The sequence below is a fragment of the Pseudoalteromonas sp. 13-15 genome, from assembly GCF_001468205.2.
GTDB lineage: Bacteria > Pseudomonadota > Gammaproteobacteria > Enterobacterales > Alteromonadaceae > Pseudoalteromonas > Pseudoalteromonas marina.
In genome coordinates this window covers 2,083,465-2,100,019 of sequence record NZ_CP019162.1, presented here as the reverse complement: position 1 = coordinate 2,100,019, position 16,555 = coordinate 2,083,465, and the positions used below count along the sequence as shown (strand labels likewise).

Annotated in this window: 15 protein-coding genes and 1 tRNA gene; 12 read left to right on the top strand and 4 right to left on the bottom strand. The window is 39.4% G+C overall.

Features of this window, described 5'->3' with window-relative positions; all coding sequences use genetic code 11:
* Positions 1–106 precede the first annotated feature (106 nt).
* Entirely contained in the window at positions 107–2,623 is a 2,517-nt protein-coding gene (locus ATS72_RS09775; RefSeq protein ID WP_058429640.1) for an EAL domain-containing protein, read from the bottom strand.
* Positions 2,624–2,816: 193 nt separating this feature from the next.
* Here ATS72_RS09775 and queA point away from each other — a divergent pair, with 193 nt between their 5' ends.
* The 7 genes from queA to ATS72_RS09740 all read left to right on the top strand — a co-directional run bounded on the left by queA (position 2,817) and on the right by ATS72_RS09740 (position 11,104).
* Complete coding sequence (queA, locus tag ATS72_RS09770; RefSeq protein WP_010556659.1) at positions 2,817–3,848, top strand: tRNA preQ1(34) S-adenosylmethionine ribosyltransferase-isomerase QueA; 1,032 nt, start codon at positions 2,817–2,819, stop codon at positions 3,846–3,848.
* Positions 3,849–4,032: 184 nt separating this feature from the next.
* A complete protein-coding gene (gene tgt, locus ATS72_RS09765; protein ID WP_058429641.1) occupies positions 4,033–5,160 on the top strand; it encodes a tRNA guanosine(34) transglycosylase Tgt in 1,128 nt (375 codons plus the stop codon).
* 25 nt (positions 5,161–5,185) lie between these two features.
* Positions 5,186–5,521: a preprotein translocase subunit YajC gene (gene yajC / locus ATS72_RS09760; protein ID WP_006791188.1), complete on the top strand. Its 336-nt coding sequence runs from the start codon at positions 5,186–5,188 to the stop codon at positions 5,519–5,521.
* 19 nt (positions 5,522–5,540) lie between these two features.
* Positions 5,541–7,400: a protein translocase subunit SecD gene (gene secD / locus ATS72_RS09755; protein ID WP_006791187.1), complete on the top strand. Its 1,860-nt coding sequence runs from the start codon at positions 5,541–5,543 to the stop codon at positions 7,398–7,400.
* Positions 7,401–7,409: 9 nt separating this feature from the next.
* Complete coding sequence (secF, locus tag ATS72_RS09750) at positions 7,410–8,363, top strand: protein translocase subunit SecF (protein WP_006791186.1); 954 nt, start codon at positions 7,410–7,412, stop codon at positions 8,361–8,363.
* A 130-nt stretch (positions 8,364–8,493) separates the two neighbouring features.
* A complete protein-coding gene (locus ATS72_RS09745; RefSeq protein WP_082650907.1) occupies positions 8,494–10,263 on the top strand; it encodes a bifunctional diguanylate cyclase/phosphodiesterase in 1,770 nt (589 codons plus the stop codon).
* A gap of 31 nt (positions 10,264–10,294) precedes the next feature.
* Complete coding sequence (locus ATS72_RS09740; RefSeq protein WP_058429643.1) at positions 10,295–11,104, top strand: substrate-binding periplasmic protein; 810 nt, start codon at positions 10,295–10,297, stop codon at positions 11,102–11,104.
* 62 nt (positions 11,105–11,166) lie between these two features.
* On the opposite strand, the gene suhB is transcribed toward ATS72_RS09740, so the two are convergent.
* Positions 11,167–11,970 carry an inositol-1-monophosphatase gene (gene suhB, locus ATS72_RS09735; protein ID WP_006791183.1) on the bottom strand — a complete coding sequence of 268 codons (804 nt, stop codon included), beginning with the start codon at positions 11,968–11,970 and terminating at the stop codon, positions 11,167–11,169.
* A gap of 248 nt (positions 11,971–12,218) precedes the next feature.
* On the opposite strand from suhB, the gene ATS72_RS09730 reads away from it, so the two are divergent.
* Positions 12,219–12,635 carry a VOC family protein gene (locus ATS72_RS09730; RefSeq protein ID WP_058429644.1) on the top strand — a complete coding sequence of 139 codons (417 nt, stop codon included), beginning with the start codon at positions 12,219–12,221 and terminating at the stop codon, positions 12,633–12,635.
* Positions 12,636–12,690: 55 nt separating this feature from the next.
* Here ATS72_RS09730 and ATS72_RS09725 read toward each other — a convergent pair whose 3' ends face one another.
* Complete coding sequence (locus ATS72_RS09725; protein WP_006791181.1) at positions 12,691–13,347, bottom strand: LiaF domain-containing protein; 657 nt, start codon at positions 13,345–13,347, stop codon at positions 12,691–12,693.
* Between the two features lie 320 nt (positions 13,348–13,667).
* Here ATS72_RS09725 and ATS72_RS09720 point away from each other — a divergent pair, with 320 nt between their 5' ends.
* The 4 genes from ATS72_RS09720 to ATS72_RS09705 all read left to right on the top strand — a co-directional run bounded on the left by ATS72_RS09720 (position 13,668) and on the right by ATS72_RS09705 (position 15,583).
* Complete coding sequence (locus ATS72_RS09720) at positions 13,668–14,231, top strand: BON domain-containing protein (RefSeq protein ID WP_006791180.1); 564 nt, start codon at positions 13,668–13,670, stop codon at positions 14,229–14,231.
* A 63-nt stretch (positions 14,232–14,294) separates the two neighbouring features.
* Positions 14,295–14,453 carry a YqaE/Pmp3 family membrane protein gene (locus ATS72_RS09715; protein ID WP_006791179.1) on the top strand — a complete coding sequence of 53 codons (159 nt, stop codon included), beginning with the start codon at positions 14,295–14,297 and terminating at the stop codon, positions 14,451–14,453.
* A gap of 285 nt (positions 14,454–14,738) precedes the next feature.
* Positions 14,739–14,815 (top strand) — tRNA-Ile (locus ATS72_RS09710).
* Between the two features lie 186 nt (positions 14,816–15,001).
* Complete coding sequence (locus tag ATS72_RS09705; RefSeq protein ID WP_058429645.1) at positions 15,002–15,583, top strand: porin family protein; 582 nt, start codon at positions 15,002–15,004, stop codon at positions 15,581–15,583.
* A 64-nt stretch (positions 15,584–15,647) separates the two neighbouring features.
* Here the strand turns inward: ATS72_RS09705 and ATS72_RS09700 are convergent, their stop codons facing one another.
* The gene (locus tag ATS72_RS09700) at positions 15,648–16,463 is read right to left on the bottom strand and encodes a DUF4437 domain-containing protein (RefSeq protein ID WP_058429646.1); all 816 of its coding nucleotides are present in this window, start codon (positions 16,461–16,463) and stop codon (positions 15,648–15,650) included.
* Positions 16,464–16,555: the final 92 nt, after the last annotated feature.

Genomic DNA, 16,555 nt, shown 5'->3' with positions numbered 1-16,555 from the left:
TTACATGACATCCTCTTTATCTGATAAAGAAAGTATAGGCAAGAAAGAAAATAATGGAAGAAAAAAGTGACGTTAAATTGTTCGAATTTGTTAGTTTTAACCTAGGCTACTGTTGGTAAATACTTTTATTTTGATAAATTTTTTCAAGCTCATCATTTATTTTTTCAACAGGAACGGGGCGAGCAATAAAGTAGCCTTGTCCGTAGTCGACACCAATGTCTCTTAAAGTAGTAAATAATTCTTTATTTTCAACGTATTCCGCAACAGAATATTTATTAAGTGAGCGACTAATGTCGTTAATTGCTTTTACCAAAGCAAGGTCAATGGGGTCATTAAGCATGTCGCGAACAAACGAGCCATCTATTTTCACATGTTGAGCAGGCAGCTGTTTTAGGTAACTAAAGGTACTAAAGCCAGTCCCAAAATCGTCTATTGAGAAGTGACACCCTAAAGAGTTAAGTTTATCAATCATCTTACGTGTAGCTTGTATGTTGTTTATGCTTGCGGATTCGGTGATCTCAAAAATAATCCGTGTGGCGGGAACATTGTACTTTTCAAGGTTCGATTCAATGAGTGGTAGCAGTCGTTCATCTAAGAATGATTGTGCAGATAGATTAATAGCAACTTGGCTAAGTTGAGGGTATTTTGCAACACTGGCAATTGCATTTCTAATTACGCACTGATCCATTAAAAAGGTGTCGTTAAGCATTTCTAGAGACGGAATAAACTGATTAGGGTAAATAAGAGTGCCTTCATGCTTTAAGCGCAATAGTGCCTCAAAGTAAGCAACTTTTTCTGCTTTAAAATCCCATATAGGCTGGTAATGCAATTCAATATTATTCTGTTGAAGTGCTTGGCGGATTTCGTGTCCCCACTCAAGACCTGTTTGAAGTGTATTGTTGTGCGCATCTTCTTTTGAATAGCAATGTACTAAGTTACGGCCTAAGTTTTTTGCAATATACAAAGCAATGTCGGCTTGTTTTAAACACTCATTAGGGTCGTTATTGTTTACTGTAATTTGCGTTAAGCCGATAGAGCAGCTTATTGTGTAGCTTTGCTCGTTTGACTTAAAGGTATGCTGCTCTATGGCACTACAGACACCTTCTGCAATAAGGTGCGCATCGAGTAGGTTCATATTTTTTAGAATGACGGCAAATTCATCGCCACCAATGCGACATACTAAGTGTTCTTTTTCAATATTGTCTTTAAACAGCTGTGCCACATCTTTTAACACCAAGTCGCCTTGATGATGACCTTGGCTATCATTAATAATTTTAAAATGATCAAGGTCAATGTAAATCAAGGCATGCTCAACATCGCAGTGAGTATGTTTGGGTTTACAAATACGACTTAGCTCTTGGTCAAAGTGGTATCGGTTGTGTAGGCCAGTTAATGGGTCATGCAGCGCAAGGTGGCGTAATTGAAGTTCGGCTTGCTTACGCTCGTGAATGTTATCAATAGTGACAGTGATCGTTGCATTATTGCGTCTGTTTTTAATTAGCTGCAACCTACATTCAACCCAAATTTGGCCACCGTTTTTATGTTGGAGTTTTATTTCTATTTGCTGATGATCGTTCCCACCACCGAGTATATCGTCGATGGTTGCTTTGAGCTTTATCTGACATTCACCAGTATAAAATTGCGTTAGGCTTTTTTGCAGGCTTGTTTTAACGCCAAAACCACTTAAGGTTTCCCAGGCTGGATTTATAAAGCGAATTTTTCCTAACTGGTCGAGCTCAAGAACAACAGTATTAAGGTGCAATAATATGCGCTGATGAGCTGAGAATAGTTCTTTATACCTCACTTCGCTTACGCTTAACTGCTCTACTTTTTGAGCAAATTCAGCGTAGCTCACCATAAAGTCTTCTCGACGAGCGGCATGATCACATACTTTATTTAAAAATGAAGGTTCGTAAGGGGCGCGAATAAAATCGGTTACGCCCGATAACAAAAGCTGTTCGGCATAATCTGCATCAGCGCTATCTATAATAGTAACAATGGCTTGCTTTGGGTTATGTTGTAAAATATTTTCGACAAGCAAGCTAGATTCATCGGTTTTTTCTTGAGTGGTATCAAGCAGTACGATTGAGAACTGTTGTTGGTTGTACTGGTTCAGTGCGGCTTTACACGTTGTGACATGTGTAATAGCAAAATTTAGTTTTAGTTCTTCAGTTATAGACTCCGCTTTATTTGTCTGGGGCTCTAACAAAAGTAGGTTTAGTCGACTGCTTTTTTCTAAATGTGTAGATAAAACATTAGCCAGAACTTGCGGTAGCATATCTTGGTTTTCAAAAGGCAAAACAGCATCGATTCCGTAACTACGGGCGGTTGTTTCTGCAATTCGTTCGCAGTAAGTCGGGGGCATCAACAAAATAGGGGTGTTTTTAGGGGTTTTTAATAGCCCTGAGCGAATCATACGAGAAAAACGCCAACCGTCTATTTTACCCACATTTAATCCAGTGATAATAATATCAACCGGTTGTTGCTTAAGAGTTTTAAGAGCTTCCTGGCTATCATTTGCTTCGATAAAGCTAAATACGTTAAGCTTTTTTAAAGTATCTTTAATCACCCTGCGCTCAGCACGGCTTGCATTTAAAATCAGCAAATTTAATTGTTCTGCCACGCAGGAGATCCTAAAAATCGTAATTTACTACCATTACTAAGGGTAATAAGTTTTGTTAGTAAGAACAAGTAGATTTGAATAATCCCCCCGAATAGAAGGATGCTCAGGTTTACAGTAGTTGGATTGGCTTCTTGAGCTTAATTGACGATAGATATACACTTGGCGCGATTTTTAATGATGTGGATTACCAACTATGCGCGTAGCTGACTTTAGTTTTGACTTACCCGATGAATTAATTGCTCGCTTTCCAAAAAAAGATCGTACGAGTAGCCGCTTATTAAGCCTCGATGGTCCAACAGGGGAGATAAGCCATAAAGTATTTAGTGATATTCTTGAGCTAGTTAACGAAAACGACTTACTCATTTTTAATAATACGCGAGTAATACCAGCACGTATGTTTGGCCAAAAAGCATCGGGCGGTAAGGTTGAGGTACTTGTAGAACGAGTATTGGATGAACACCGTGTGCTTGCTCATGTTCGTGCAAGTAAATCATTAAAACCAGGCAATGAGGTTATTTTAGAAGGCAAAGCTAAAGCCACTATGATTGCCCGTCACGACACCTTATTTGAGCTGGAATTTGATCACAGCAAAAATGTACTCGATACACTTAATGATATAGGCCATATGCCGTTACCGCCTTATATCGATAGACCAGATGACGAAGCTGACCGCGAACGTTATCAAACAGTATATGGTGAAAAACCAGGGGCTGTGGCAGCACCTACAGCGGGCTTACATTTTGACGAGCCGCTTATGGCTGCGCTTAAAAATAAAGGTGTAAACATGGCCTTTGTCACGTTACACGTAGGCGCAGGTACATTTCAGCCGGTACGTGTAGAGACCATTGACGAACACGTCATGCACTCAGAATACATTGAAGTACCACAAGATGTTGTGGACGCTGTAGCACAGACTAAAGCGAGCGGTGGGCGAGTGATTGCTGTTGGTACTACATCAATGCGTTCGCTCGAATCAGCTGCAAAAATACATGGCGGTAAATTAGATACTTACTTTGGCGATACCGATATTTTTATTTTTCCGGGTTACCAATTTAATGTCGTTGATGCCATGGTCACTAATTTTCATTTACCTGAGTCAACGTTAATTATGTTGGTGAGTGCGTTCAGCGGACAAGACAACATAATGGGTGCCTACAACACAGCAATAGAACAAAAATATCGCTTTTTTAGTTATGGCGATGCTATGTTTTTAACACGTAAATAGCGCTGTTTTATTTATTATCAAATATAACTAACACTCAACCCCAGCATACTTGCTGGGGTTTTTAGTTGCATATGATTATAACGAGCGAATTTACCGCAGCTAATAGTATTAGCAGTGCAAAAAGGGTAGAATCGAGCGGTTAAATTATAGCTTGTTGGACTGTTTTTCCGACATTGAGGATGATATGAAATTTGAATTAGACCGCACCGACGGTAAAGCGCGCCGTGGCCGCTTGATTTTTGACCGTGGTGTAATAGAAACACCTGCATTTATGCCAGTAGGTACTTACGGTACTGTTAAAGGCATGACACCTGATGAAGTTAAAGCAACAGGTGCGCAAATTTGTTTAGGTAATACCTTTCACTTAATGCTTCGCCCTGGTACTGAAATTATTAAGCAGCACGGCGATTTGCACGACTTTATGAATTGGGACTTCCCAATTTTAACTGACTCAGGCGGCTTCCAAGTATTTAGTCTTGGCGCAATGCGTAAAATTACCGAAGAAGGTGTTTTATTTCAGTCACCTGTAAACGGTGACCAAATAATGATGTCACCAGAAAAATCAATGGAAGTACAACGTGATTTAGGTTCAGATATTGTAATGATATTTGACGAATGTACGCCATACCCTGCTACTGAAAAAGAAGCTAAAGACTCTATGGAGTTGTCTCTTCGTTGGGCAAAACGCTCAAAAGAAGGTCACGGCGATAACCCATCTGCGTTATTTGGTATTATTCAAGGTGGCATGTACCCAGAATTACGTGCACAATCGCAAGCTGGTCTAGAAGAAATTGGCTTTGATGGTTATGCGCTAGGTGGTTTATCAGTTGGTGAACCTAAAAACGAAATGATGAATATTCTTGATCATTGTGCGTTCAAAATGCCTGAAGATAAACCACGATACTTAATGGGGGTTGGCAAGCCAGAAGATTTGGTTGAATCGGTACGTCGCGGCATAGATATGTTTGACTGTGTTATGCCAACGCGTAATGCGCGTAATGGTCACTTATTTATTACCACCGGTATTATTAAAATACGTAACGCAGTGCATAAAACAGATACCGGTCCACTCGACCCTGATTGTGATTGCCATACGTGTAAAAATTACTCGCGTGCATATTTACATCACCTTGATAAATGTAACGAAATTTTAGGTGCACGACTAAACACAATACATAACTTACGTTACTATCAGCGTGTTATGGAAGGCCTGCGCAATGCAATTAGCGAAGGTAAACTAGAAGAATTTGTTAAAGATTTTTACGCTCGCCGCGGCCAAGACGTGCCAGAGCTTGCAGATATAAAAAATTAAACTTTAAATTTAAAGAGGAAGTATTATGAGTTTATTTATTTCAAACGCACACGCATCAGCTGGCGCACCTGCAGCCGGTGGCGGCATGGAAATGCTAATCATGTTAGCTATTTTCGGTTTAGTTTTTTACTTTTTAATTTACCGCCCACAAGCTAAGCGTGTTAAAGAGCATAAAGGCTTAATGAATGCGATGGCTAAAGGCGATGAAGTACTAACCCAAGGTGGTTTAGTAGGTAAAATTGTTAAAATTGCAGAAGATAAAGATTTCATCGTTATCTCTTTAAATGAGCAAGCAGAAGTTACAGTTCAAAAAGCGTCTGTATCTGCTGTATTGCCAAAAGGCACAATGAAGTCGCTATAAAAATAATAAGGACGACCCCGTGTTAAACAAGTTTCCAGTGTGGAAGTATTTACTTGTTTTAGCTGTGGTTGCCATTGGCCTTTTATATGCCTCTCCAAACTTGTATGGCCGTGACCCGGCTATACAAGTTTCGGGCGCTAAAGGTGCTGATGTTGATCTCAGTGTAGTAGACAAAGTAAACGCAACCCTTAAAAAACATAACGTAGCAGTTAAATCAACCAAGCTTGAAGGCGGTCAAATACTTGTTCGTTTTAAAAATGTTGAAGAGCAATTAAAAGCACAAGATTTACTGCGTGACTCGCTAAGTGACGATTACATTTCAGCCATTAATATGGCGCCGGCTCAACCTCTTTGGTTAAAATCCCTTGGCGGAAATCCAATGAAGTTAGGTCTAGATTTAAGTGGTGGCGTACATTTCACCATGGAAATCGACATGGCAACAGCGGTTGATAACCAGCTTGAGCAAATGGAGCAAGATTTCCGTAGCGATCTACGCGAAGAAAAACTTCGTTATCGCAGCGTTCGTCGCGTGGCTGGCTCTGACCGTATGCGTGTTGAAATGCGTAATGAAGAAGATAAAAATGCTGCAGAGCGCTTTTTAGAATCTCGTTATCCACTTAACGTATACATTGATGACAGCAGTAACGATAATGCATTTTTTGCCACCATGAGTGAGCAAAAGCTGAAAGAGATTCGTGACTACGCCATCAAGCAAAACGAAACAATCATCCGTAACCGTATTAACCAAATTGGTGTTGCAGAGCCAAACGTACAACGCCAAGGTGCTGAACGTATTATTGTTCAATTACCTGGTGTACAAGATACAGCTCGTGCTAAAGAAATTTTAGGCGCGACAGCAACGCTTGAATTTCGTGAAGTAGACGAAAACGCCGATCCAAGCGCTGCTGCTCAAGGCCGTATCCCTGCAGGCACTGAAATGATCATGAGCCGCGACGGTTACCCTGTGGTACTTAAAAAACGCATTATTCTTGAAGGTAGCCATATCACTGGCGCGCAATCTGGCGCAGATGAATACCAACGCCCACAAGTAAGTATTTCACTCGACAGTAAAGGCGGTTCAAAAATGAATGCCTTTACTAAGCGTGCTATTGGCAAGCGTATGGCAACGGTATTTATTGAATACAAACCATCAGGTAAAAAAGACGAAAACGGTAAAGCACTTCCACCTATTAAGGTAGAAGAAGTTATTAACGTGGCAACAATTCAAGCTCGTTTAGACCGCTCTTTTCGTATTACAGGTATTGATAACCCAGCTGAAGCACATAACTTAAGTTTACTGCTTCGCGCAGGTGCACTTGTTGCGCCAATTCAAATTGTTGAAGAGCGTACAGTGGGGCCAAGCTTAGGCCAAGAAAACATTGAAGCAGGTATGACTGCGGTTGCACTTGGTTTTGCGTTTGTACTTGCCTTTATGCTTATTTATTACAAAGGGTTTGGCTTAGTGGCTAACTTAGCGCTTGCTGCCAACTTGGTGCTTATTGTTGGCATAATGTCACTTATTCCAGGCGCTACGTTAACCTTGCCGGGTATTGCTGGTATTGTACTGACAGTTGGTATGGCGGTTGATGCTAACGTACTTATTTTTGAACGTATTCGTGAAGAGCTGGCCGATGGTCGTAGCCCGCAACAAGCCGTTCATTTTGGTTACGATAGCGCATTCAGCACTATATTTGATGCCAATATCACTACGTTAATTGCGGCAGTTATATTGTTTGCTGTGGGCACAGGCCCAATTGCAGGCTTTGCCGTTACATTAGCTATTGGTATTTTAACTTCAATGTTTACAGCCATTGTTGGTACCCGAGCGGTGATCAACTTATTTATTGGTGGTAAACGCATTGATAAACTTTCTATTTAAGGAGCAGACATGCAAATTTTAAGTTTGGGTAGCAGAACCCTTCGTTTCATGTCTCTTCGAAAAGTGGCAATGGGCTTTTCTACGCTATTAATTGTAGCGTCGATAGTATCAATGTTTACGAAGGGCTTAAATTTTGGTCTTGATTTTACCGGCGGCACCGCGGTAGAAGTGGGTTTTTCTCAACCGGCTGATCTTAAAAAAGTGCGTAATGTACTTGGTGAAAATGGCTTTGCTGATGCATCAGTGCAGCTGTTTGGTTCGAGCCAAGATATATTAGTGCGCTTAGCTCCACGTGGAAGCGATGTTAAAGCTGAAGTAATTGGTAACCAAGTAATTGATGCACTGAAAAAAGCGGACGACAGCGTAGTCATGCGTCGTATTGAGTTTGTTGGCCCAAGTGTCGGTGAAGACTTAAAAGAGCAGGGTGGCCTAGCCATGTTAACTGCACTTATTTGTATCTTAATTTACGTTGCATTTCGTTTTGAATGGCGTTTTGCTGTGGGTGCTGTAGGCGCACTATTACACGATGTAATTATCACTTTAGGTTTGTTTTCAGTACTGGGTTTAGAGTTTGATTTAACTATATTAGCGGCAATATTGGCGGTAATCGGTTACTCACTCAACGATACTATTGTTGTATCTGACCGTATTCGTGAAAATTTCCGTAAAGTACGCATCGACGATACCGTTGAAATTATTGATATTTCACTTACGCAAACACTTAACCGTACACTTGTTACATCAATCACCACAATTTTGGTATTGATTGCATTGTTTGTATGGGGTGGACAAACCATTCATGGTTTTGCTACTGCATTATTGTTTGGTGTATTTATTGGTACATATTCTTCTGTATATGTTGCAAGCTCGGTTGCACTTGCAATGGGAGTAAGTAAAGAAGATTTAATACCAGAAGTGATAGAAAAAGAAGGTGCAGATCAAGATCCGATGGCAATGCCATAATCTTAAATGCATTAAAAAAAAACCGCTCTATGAGCGGTTTTTTATTGCCTGTAATATAGGGGCTTGAAATAAAAATGTCATACAGAATTGATATTTTGTTGCTCTATTTAAAATAATAATTGAGCCAGTAGTGACCCTTCAACGACAAGCCTTAGAGGCTATTTTAGATAGTGGGGAAGTAACCACGTTATTTCAGCCTATTTTAGATATATCTGGTCAGCTCATTCTTGGTTACGAGGCGCTTAGCCGTGGTCCACAAAATAGCCCATTAGAAATGCCCAATAAGCTCTTTAAAGCTGCGCATCAAGAGGGCCTTATTTCTGAGCTAGAGCTACTATGCCGCTCAAAGGCAATAGAAAACTTTGTTAAGCTAAATTTGCAAGGTAAGCTTTTTTTAAATGTGAGTCCAAAAACGCTACTAGACCCTTGCCACCCAAAAGGCGAAACACGCCACCTAACCGAGCAGTTTGGTTTAGCGACTAATCGTGTTGTTATAGAAGTAACAGAGCAAGACAAAGTAGATAACGACGACTTATTACTTAAAACCATTGCGCATTACCGAGAGCTCGGTTTTACCATTGCAATTGATGATTTAGGTGCTGGGTACTCTGGCTTAAAGCAATGGTCTGCACTGCGTCCTGACTATGTAAAAATAGATCGTTATTTTATCGACCATTGCGATCAGAGTGAGGTTAAAAAGGAGTTTTTAAAATCAATTATTGTTTTAGCTAAAGCAACAAACACATTAGTAATTGCCGAAGGCATAGAGCGCTCTGAGGAACTCGCACTGGTTGAAAGTTTAGGCATTAATAATGTACAAGGTTTTTTATTTGAACGACCGAACTTGCAACCAAGTCGTGATTTTAGCTCTGCTCAAATACAAGCACTTACATTTAAATTATGTGATCAGTTTGATCAGTCAATGGCGATTGGCGCGCTAAGCCAACCACAAAAGGCCATAGCAAGTGATACCCGATGCAAAGACGCTCATTTACTTTTTGAGCAAGACAAAGCCATTATTAGCATACCTGTAATCAATCAACAGAGTCAGCCAGTGGGCCTACTACATAAAGACCAACTTACCGAGGTATTTGCAGCACCCTATGGTCATGCTCTTTATGATAAACGCCCTGTTATAGAGTTAATGGACAAACAACCCTTGATTGTTGATGTAGACCAAAAGCTCGATACGGTGAGTAAGCAAATAACTGAGCAAGACTTCGATATTAGGCGCCATATTGTTATTACTAGAGGCGGTAATTATTTAGGGCTTGCGCCACTAAGAGACATTTTAAAACATATAACAGAAGAAAAAATTCGCCACGCACAACATGCAAATCCGCTAACAATGTTACCAGGCAATGTTGCAATAAACGAAGCTATAGAGCATAGGTTACGTAATAAAAATAAATTTCATCTTGCCTATATTGACCTGAATCACTTTAAACAGTTTAACGATCTTTATGGCTACGCGAGTGGCGACAGTGTTATTAAATTATTGGCTGATGTAACAGTGCAAGCCTGTACAAATAGTGCTAACTTTGTAGGACACATTGGTGGTGACGACTTTATGGTTGTTTTTGACCAAAGCGATGCGGTAAGTATTTGTAACCGTATTATTGAACAGTTTGAACATCGTTCTCGTGCTTTTTTTACGCCCGATCACATAGCTAGCAAAGGGTATTGGGCTACAAATCGTGAAGGTGAAAAGCAGTTTGTACCGTTACTCACCTTATCTATCGGATTAGTTGAACCCGATTTACAGCAGTGCAAAAATAGCCATCAGGTTGCAGCATTAGCAACGGATGCAAAGAAAGAAGCCAAACGATTTCGTCATAGCTATCTTTTTACATGCAAGCGAAGGCGCCCAGCGCCTCCAGTAGTAGCGATTAGCAAATAGTAAAAAGGTAATTTACTAATAGGTGATCATGATGTTGCCATTAAAGTGTATCGTATGTGTAGTGAGCTTGTTTATTGGAAGTGTTGTAGCAAGCGAAGTTAATATTGTAAAAATTCCGAAAGATCAACATGCGCATTTTGCCCGTGATGATTACCTCAATGACATGCTAACCAAGGCATTGATAAGAGCCCAGTATCCTGTCGAAATAGAACGTGTTGCTGTACACCCGCATCAGCAACGCAATTTAATGTCACTTGATGATAGCTCGCTTGATTTATTTTGGAGTATGAGCAGCCCTGAACGAGAGTCACTGGCAACAGCTATTAAAATTCCATTGTTCAAAGGGTATATAGGCAAAAGAGCGTTAGTTACAAATAAACAGAATTTAGATAAATTTAAAGATATAAAAACGCTTGAGCAATTATCAAAACTGAGCTCGGTACAGGGGCATGATTGGCCTGATACGCGCATATTGGTTAATAACGGTTTAAACGTGAGGCCATTATCAAACTTAAAAGCCATGTTTGCGCTTACTAGCCAAGGCCGCATAGATTACTTTCCGCGATCATTTATTGAAGTCAATTCTGAGCTTTTAGAGCGAGATCACAAAAATTTACGTGTTGTGCCTAATTTATATATTAGCTACCCAACAGCGCTATATTATTTTGTGTCTAAGGATAAGCCTGAGTTGGCTAAAGCGCTTGAGCAGGGAATTAAAATAATGCAGCAAAACGGCGAGTTTGATGCGTTATTTTATGAATACTTTGCTACAGATTTAAATTCCCTTCCCTATACAAAAGGGGAAACTATAGAGATTAAGCTAATAAACCCATATTTTTAACAACAAAAAAGGAGCCTAGGCTCCTTTTTTGTTGTACCAATTATATTGGTAAAAGCAATTTATTAGCGAAGTAACGATTCAGTTAACACTGGACGAATTTCACGAATAATAGCTTGAGTCAGTTTTGGTGCGCCACAGATGATATTGCCACTGTGGTTGTAGTTATTACCACCAGCAAAATCGACAACCATACCACCCGCTTCTTTAACCATAAGCTCACCTGCAGCAGAGTGCCAAGGTTTTAAGCCAATTTCAAAAAAGCCATCAACACGGCCAGCAGCAACATACGCCATGTCTAATGCAGAACAACCTGCGCGACGAATATCTGCAGTGTGAACAAATAACGCTTTAAACGCTTCAGTGTATGCATCTGTATGTTGTTTATGCTTAAAAGGGAAGCCCGTTGCCAATACTGTACCAGCAAGAACAGTTGTTTTACTCACGCGTAAACGCTTGCTGTTAAGTTGTGCGCCTTGACCTTTAGATGCAGTGAAAAGCTCACCACGAATCGGATCATAAATAACGGCTTGGTCTAAACGACCTTTAACTTTAAGTGCAATAGAGATTGCGTAATGTGGAATACCTTTGATGAAGTTTGTTGTTCCATCGATAGGATCTACAATCCATTGGTAATCATCATCCTTGCCTTTGTGTTCACCTAGTTCTTCGCCCACAACAGAGTGAGTAGGGTAAGACTGTAAAATAGTGTCACGGATTACGGCTTCGGCTTCTTTATCAATATTAGTTACTAAGTCGTTAGCGCCTTTTTGTTGCACTTCAACTTTTGATAAATCTTCGCCAGCGCGAAGTAAAATTTTGCCTGCGTTACGCGCAGCGCGAACCGCAATGTTTAACATTGGATGCATGGAGTTACCTTTGGGTTGTAAAAGAACGTTTGTATTTTCAGCCGGCGTATTTTAGCGACTTTTGACATAAAGTAAACAATAAACCCTAAATACTTGTGGGTGTTTTTTGTACAGCCTTGAAAGTGTTGCACATTTAATTAAAACAAAAGTGTATTTTTAATGACCCACTAAAAATTTAAAAAAAGCGCTTTACCTAAAGTTAACTTGAGGTTTTATTGTGTGTTTAAATTAACTCACAAGGAAACAGTATGTATTTAGAACACGTAAATTTAGTTGTTAAAAACATTGATACCATGATTCGCTTTTACCAAGCCATTTTTCCCCACTGGGTAATACGAAGTGAAGGGCGGGGTGAATGGTATGGAAAACCAAGGCGTTGGGTCCACTTTGGTGACGACACGCAATACATAGCAATGAGCGATCATGGTGAGGGTGAAAATAGATCGCTTTCAGGGCATCAAGTTGGGTTTGCTCACTTTGCTTACGTGACGGCTAATTTAGAAAATACGGTGTCTCGTTTAAATAAAGCGGGTTTTTCAGTTCATAAGCAAGGCAATGAAAACCCATTTAGAAAAAATATCTACTTCAGAGACCCATCGGGCTTTGAAGTTGAGTTTATAGAGTACTTGTCGGATATACCTGCAGAACGAAATAATGATCTTTAAGCCCACCACTATATGGCTGCCAAAAGCAGCCATATTAAAGCAAATACAGTTGCACTTATTTACTGCTGACCCCTAGCTGTGACCTTAAATCGTTTGCAAAGCTCATGAACTTTTCTTTTATGGTACGTTTTATCTTTACTTCAACCGACCCTAGTATCGCTTTGCCTTCAATATGAATGGTAGGACCTTGACGCTTATTTAACGTTACTGATTTGTTTTCTAGCGTGCTTAAAATACAAAACATTTTGGACACAACATTAACATGCTCGGGTACGTAAATTTCGTCGCTACCAAAAATACAATTAACATGAATTGTCACGTTTTGATGCGTAAAGATAGCGTCGGTGAAATCAAGCACCACAGAGCCCATATAATTATTTAGGTAAATATTTTTAGGAACCACCCATTGTCCGCTTCGCTCGTTTGAACCCAAAATACTGCGCAGTGTAATGTCGTCATCGCTATTTTGTTGAGCACTGTAATTAGGCGTAAACTGCGATTGCTTTTCAGCTTTGTATTGCTTGTCGGTATTAAGTGTTAAGTCTTCTACTAACGTAAGCAGCACAGAATTGTCTTTTGCATCCATTGCTTTGTCTAATCGTCTTTCAAATGCCTCAACCGATATAACGCCATGGCTATAGTTATAAATTAACTGATCAATCACTTGTTCGCGTACTTGCTCTATTGGGCGGTCTTCAACTTTTACAGACATGGGGCATTCCTTAATTGTATTTGCAATTAGTTAACTAGTTAGCAAACCGTATACCAAAGTTAATTTTGTTTATTATCAACATTTTAACTTTCAAGGGCTTTTTATTTAGTTGTTATATTAACGATACATTAACCAAAATAGCAATAATCTAGTAATTTTCACACTTTGAGAAAGTTTTACTCACTTGCCTGTAAATAGGGGAAATGCGTTAAACCTATAAGAGTCTATTTTTTTCGTTAAGTTTATGATTTTGAATGGTAAATAAAGTTGGCTTGATGTTCGCATTAGTTAAAGTGTCTTTAATCAAAAGGAGAAAGATTATGAAAACATTTAACAAATCTATTATCGCCGCGTTAGTTCTTGGTACAACAGCAATGGGTGCACAAGCAAACAGCTGGGAAAACGAAAGTAAAGATGCTTGGATTGATGGCAAGGCAGAAACTGTGCTTCTTATGAACACAGACCTAAACAACTTTGACATAAACACTGATGTAACAAATGGCAAGGTAGTACTTACAGGTAAAGTTGATAGCGAAGTAGAGAAAGAGCTAGCAGAAGAGCTTGTACTTAGTCTAGATGGCGTCATGGACGTTGAAAACAGCCTAACCGTTGTTAAAAACATGAGCGCTAAACACACAGATTCTAAAATGATGGATGATGATAACGACCTGACGGACGCTAAAATCACCACCGTTATTACAACACGTTTCCTATTTGATTCTGAAGTAGGTGGAACCGATATTGATGTAGATACCGATAATGGTGTTGTTACATTAAACGGCTCAGTTGAATCATCAGCGGAAAAGCAATTAGCAATCGAAATTGCAAAAAATGCTGAAGACGTACGTGATGTGGTAGATAACTTATCTATCGTAGCTGAATAACGTTATACTCAAAGCCCAGCATTGCTGGGCTTTTTGTTTTTAACTGTTTGAAGGAGCTAAATAATGGATATCATTCGCATAATACTGTCTGTTTTGCTACCACCACTAGGTGTTTTTTTACAAGTGGGCTTAGGTATGCATTTTTGGATTAATATTTTATTAACGCTATTGGGTTACTTCCCTGGGTTAATACATGCAATTTATATTATTGCTAAAAAATAATGCGCAGCTGAGCTATGTTTGCGGCAGTTGTAAGTAAATATTGCTCAGCGCATTCTATTAATAAATATTATTTTTAATCATTTTTACTTTATTATCCTAAAACTCCCCAAATTTACCCATTCACACTCTTTAAAAGATTACAATTTAAGCAGTTAGCTTATTGATTGTTAAAATAAAGGTTTTTGGTAGTGACAAGCCCTAAAAAAGTTTTTATACTGCAACCCGCTTTAGTCGCTCTGTGGCTGAACGCTTCAAAAATTAACTGCCTTGCAGTTATATAAAGTTGGCCCCTTAGCTCAGTTGGTTAGAGCACACGACTCATAATCGTTAGGTCCCCAGTTCGAGTCTGGGAGGGGCCACCACTTTCCAAGTAGATCCCTATTAAATTTTTACGCACTTAAAATCCAAAGCTCTACATTATTATTCTTTATTGTTGATATATTGATTTTTAATTAATCTATAAAATTTCTAATTGCAATCAAATATATAGCTGTGTATTTTATTGGGTACAAAAATATGTTGTTAAAATATATCTAAAAGGAAGTACCATGAAAATGAATAAAGTCGCACTCTTATTATTAAGCTCAGTTTTTGTCACCCCTGCTGCATTTGCAGAAACACCTAACTTTAATTATGTGTCTGGCGGTTATTTAAATGCAGATCTTGATGGCGATGATTTAAACGGTTGGACGCTTGATGGTAGTAAATTACTAGGCGATAACTTTTTTGTGTCTGGTCAATATAAGACTGTAGGCGACTCAGAAGATGGTTTGGATGTAGATCTAAATTGGTTGAGCGCAGGCGTGGGCTACCGTACTGCAATTAGTGAAAGCACTGACTTTTATGGTTTAGTAACGTACGAAAACATTGAAACTGAAGTATCGTTCAGCGGTACTGATTTGTCGGATGATGAAAATGGCTATGGATTATCTGTTGGTGTTAGATCAATGCTAACTGATAGCATCGAAATTGATGGCCGCTTAAGTTACATTGATATTGCTGATGACAGTGAAACAGCTATCACTTTAGGTGCTCGTTACTATGTGAATACAAATTTCTCTGTAGGTACTAGCTACACCACAATAGATGATTTAGATTATATTAGCTTAACTGCACGTTACAGCTTTTGATCACAAGCAGTTAAATGAGCGCACTTATTAGTGCGCTTTTTAGTTTTTACGTAGCTATAACACGCTAATTTACGTGGTATAAGCCATTGCAGCGAATGTAAATAGTTGCTGGTATATCGCTTGTGTTCTCAAGCGAGTGAATGAACTTACCCCCAGATTCTACAAAGCTACCTGCACTTAAGTTTTGTGAGTTACTTTTTGAGCTGTATTGCGCGTTGCCTGCAATTATCACTGCACGAAACTCATCCGCATCTGTGCTAATTTCCCCCTTAAACCCGGCTGGTAGTTTTATCATTGAGCCGTACATTGTCTCGGTGTCTCCCCAAAGGTAGGTTGTTTGTACACCTTTAGCATTAATATTGCTTACGTCGTTTTTGTCTAGCCAAACAAGGTTGTCTTTATGTACGTTTAATGGGCGTTCACCATTATCAAACTGTTTGTTTGTTGGTTTTACTAAATAAGGGCCTGAGTCTATTTCTAGGTAAATTAGATTTGTAGTGCCATTGGCTGCAGTAGTATGGTTTTCACCGGCAGGTTGTGTCCAAAATGATCCCGCAGGCATCCACATTTTTTCAGCTGTGGGGTCGTCATTGTGCATTTGGCCTTCAATTACGATACCTCGGTAAGTAATGTTATGAATATGCGGCGGGGACTCGAACCCTTTTTTAAAGCGTACTAGCATACCTGTTGCGGTATCTGCGGTACGATCGCCCCATAAATCGGCTGCACCGGGACTTTGATCGCCTCTTAATGGGTTTAAATAGCCCCATTTTACTTTGTTTGCAGGTATTACTTTTGATTCGTGCTCGTCTGCAAAAGTAGGTACAGATATAAGCGAAGTTGTGAGTATTAAAGCTGATAGGACAATTCTACATTTCATAAATATTTTCCTTTGCGTTGGGATAGAAACACAATAGCGAGTATTTTTCATTCCATAAACAGGCTAATGTTTAATACAGTTTCGTTAAAACG

Coding starts and splice junctions, on each gene's coding strand:
- ATS72_RS09725 (WP_006791181.1), bottom strand. CDS start 13,347: ATGTCTGTAAAAGTTGAAGACCGCCCAATAGAGCAAGTACGCGAACAA.
- ATS72_RS09715 (WP_006791179.1), top strand. CDS start 14,295: ATGGATATCATTCGCATAATACTGTCTGTTTTGCTACCACCACTAGGT.
- tgt (WP_058429641.1), top strand. CDS start 4,033: ATGAAATTTGAATTAGACCGCACCGACGGTAAAGCGCGCCGTGGCCGC.
- queA (WP_010556659.1), top strand. CDS start 2,817: ATGCGCGTAGCTGACTTTAGTTTTGACTTACCCGATGAATTAATTGCT.
- ATS72_RS09740 (WP_058429643.1), top strand. CDS start 10,295: ATGTTGCCATTAAAGTGTATCGTATGTGTAGTGAGCTTGTTTATTGGA.
- ATS72_RS09730 (WP_058429644.1), top strand. CDS start 12,219: ATGTATTTAGAACACGTAAATTTAGTTGTTAAAAACATTGATACCATG.
- suhB (WP_006791183.1), bottom strand. CDS start 11,970: ATGCATCCAATGTTAAACATTGCGGTTCGCGCTGCGCGTAACGCAGGC.
- ATS72_RS09705 (WP_058429645.1), top strand. CDS start 15,002: ATGAAAATGAATAAAGTCGCACTCTTATTATTAAGCTCAGTTTTTGTC.
- ATS72_RS09700 (WP_058429646.1), bottom strand. CDS start 16,463: ATGAAATGTAGAATTGTCCTATCAGCTTTAATACTCACAACTTCGCTT.
- yajC (WP_006791188.1), top strand. CDS start 5,186: ATGAGTTTATTTATTTCAAACGCACACGCATCAGCTGGCGCACCTGCA.
- secF (WP_006791186.1), top strand. CDS start 7,410: ATGCAAATTTTAAGTTTGGGTAGCAGAACCCTTCGTTTCATGTCTCTT.
- ATS72_RS09720 (WP_006791180.1), top strand. CDS start 13,668: ATGAAAACATTTAACAAATCTATTATCGCCGCGTTAGTTCTTGGTACA.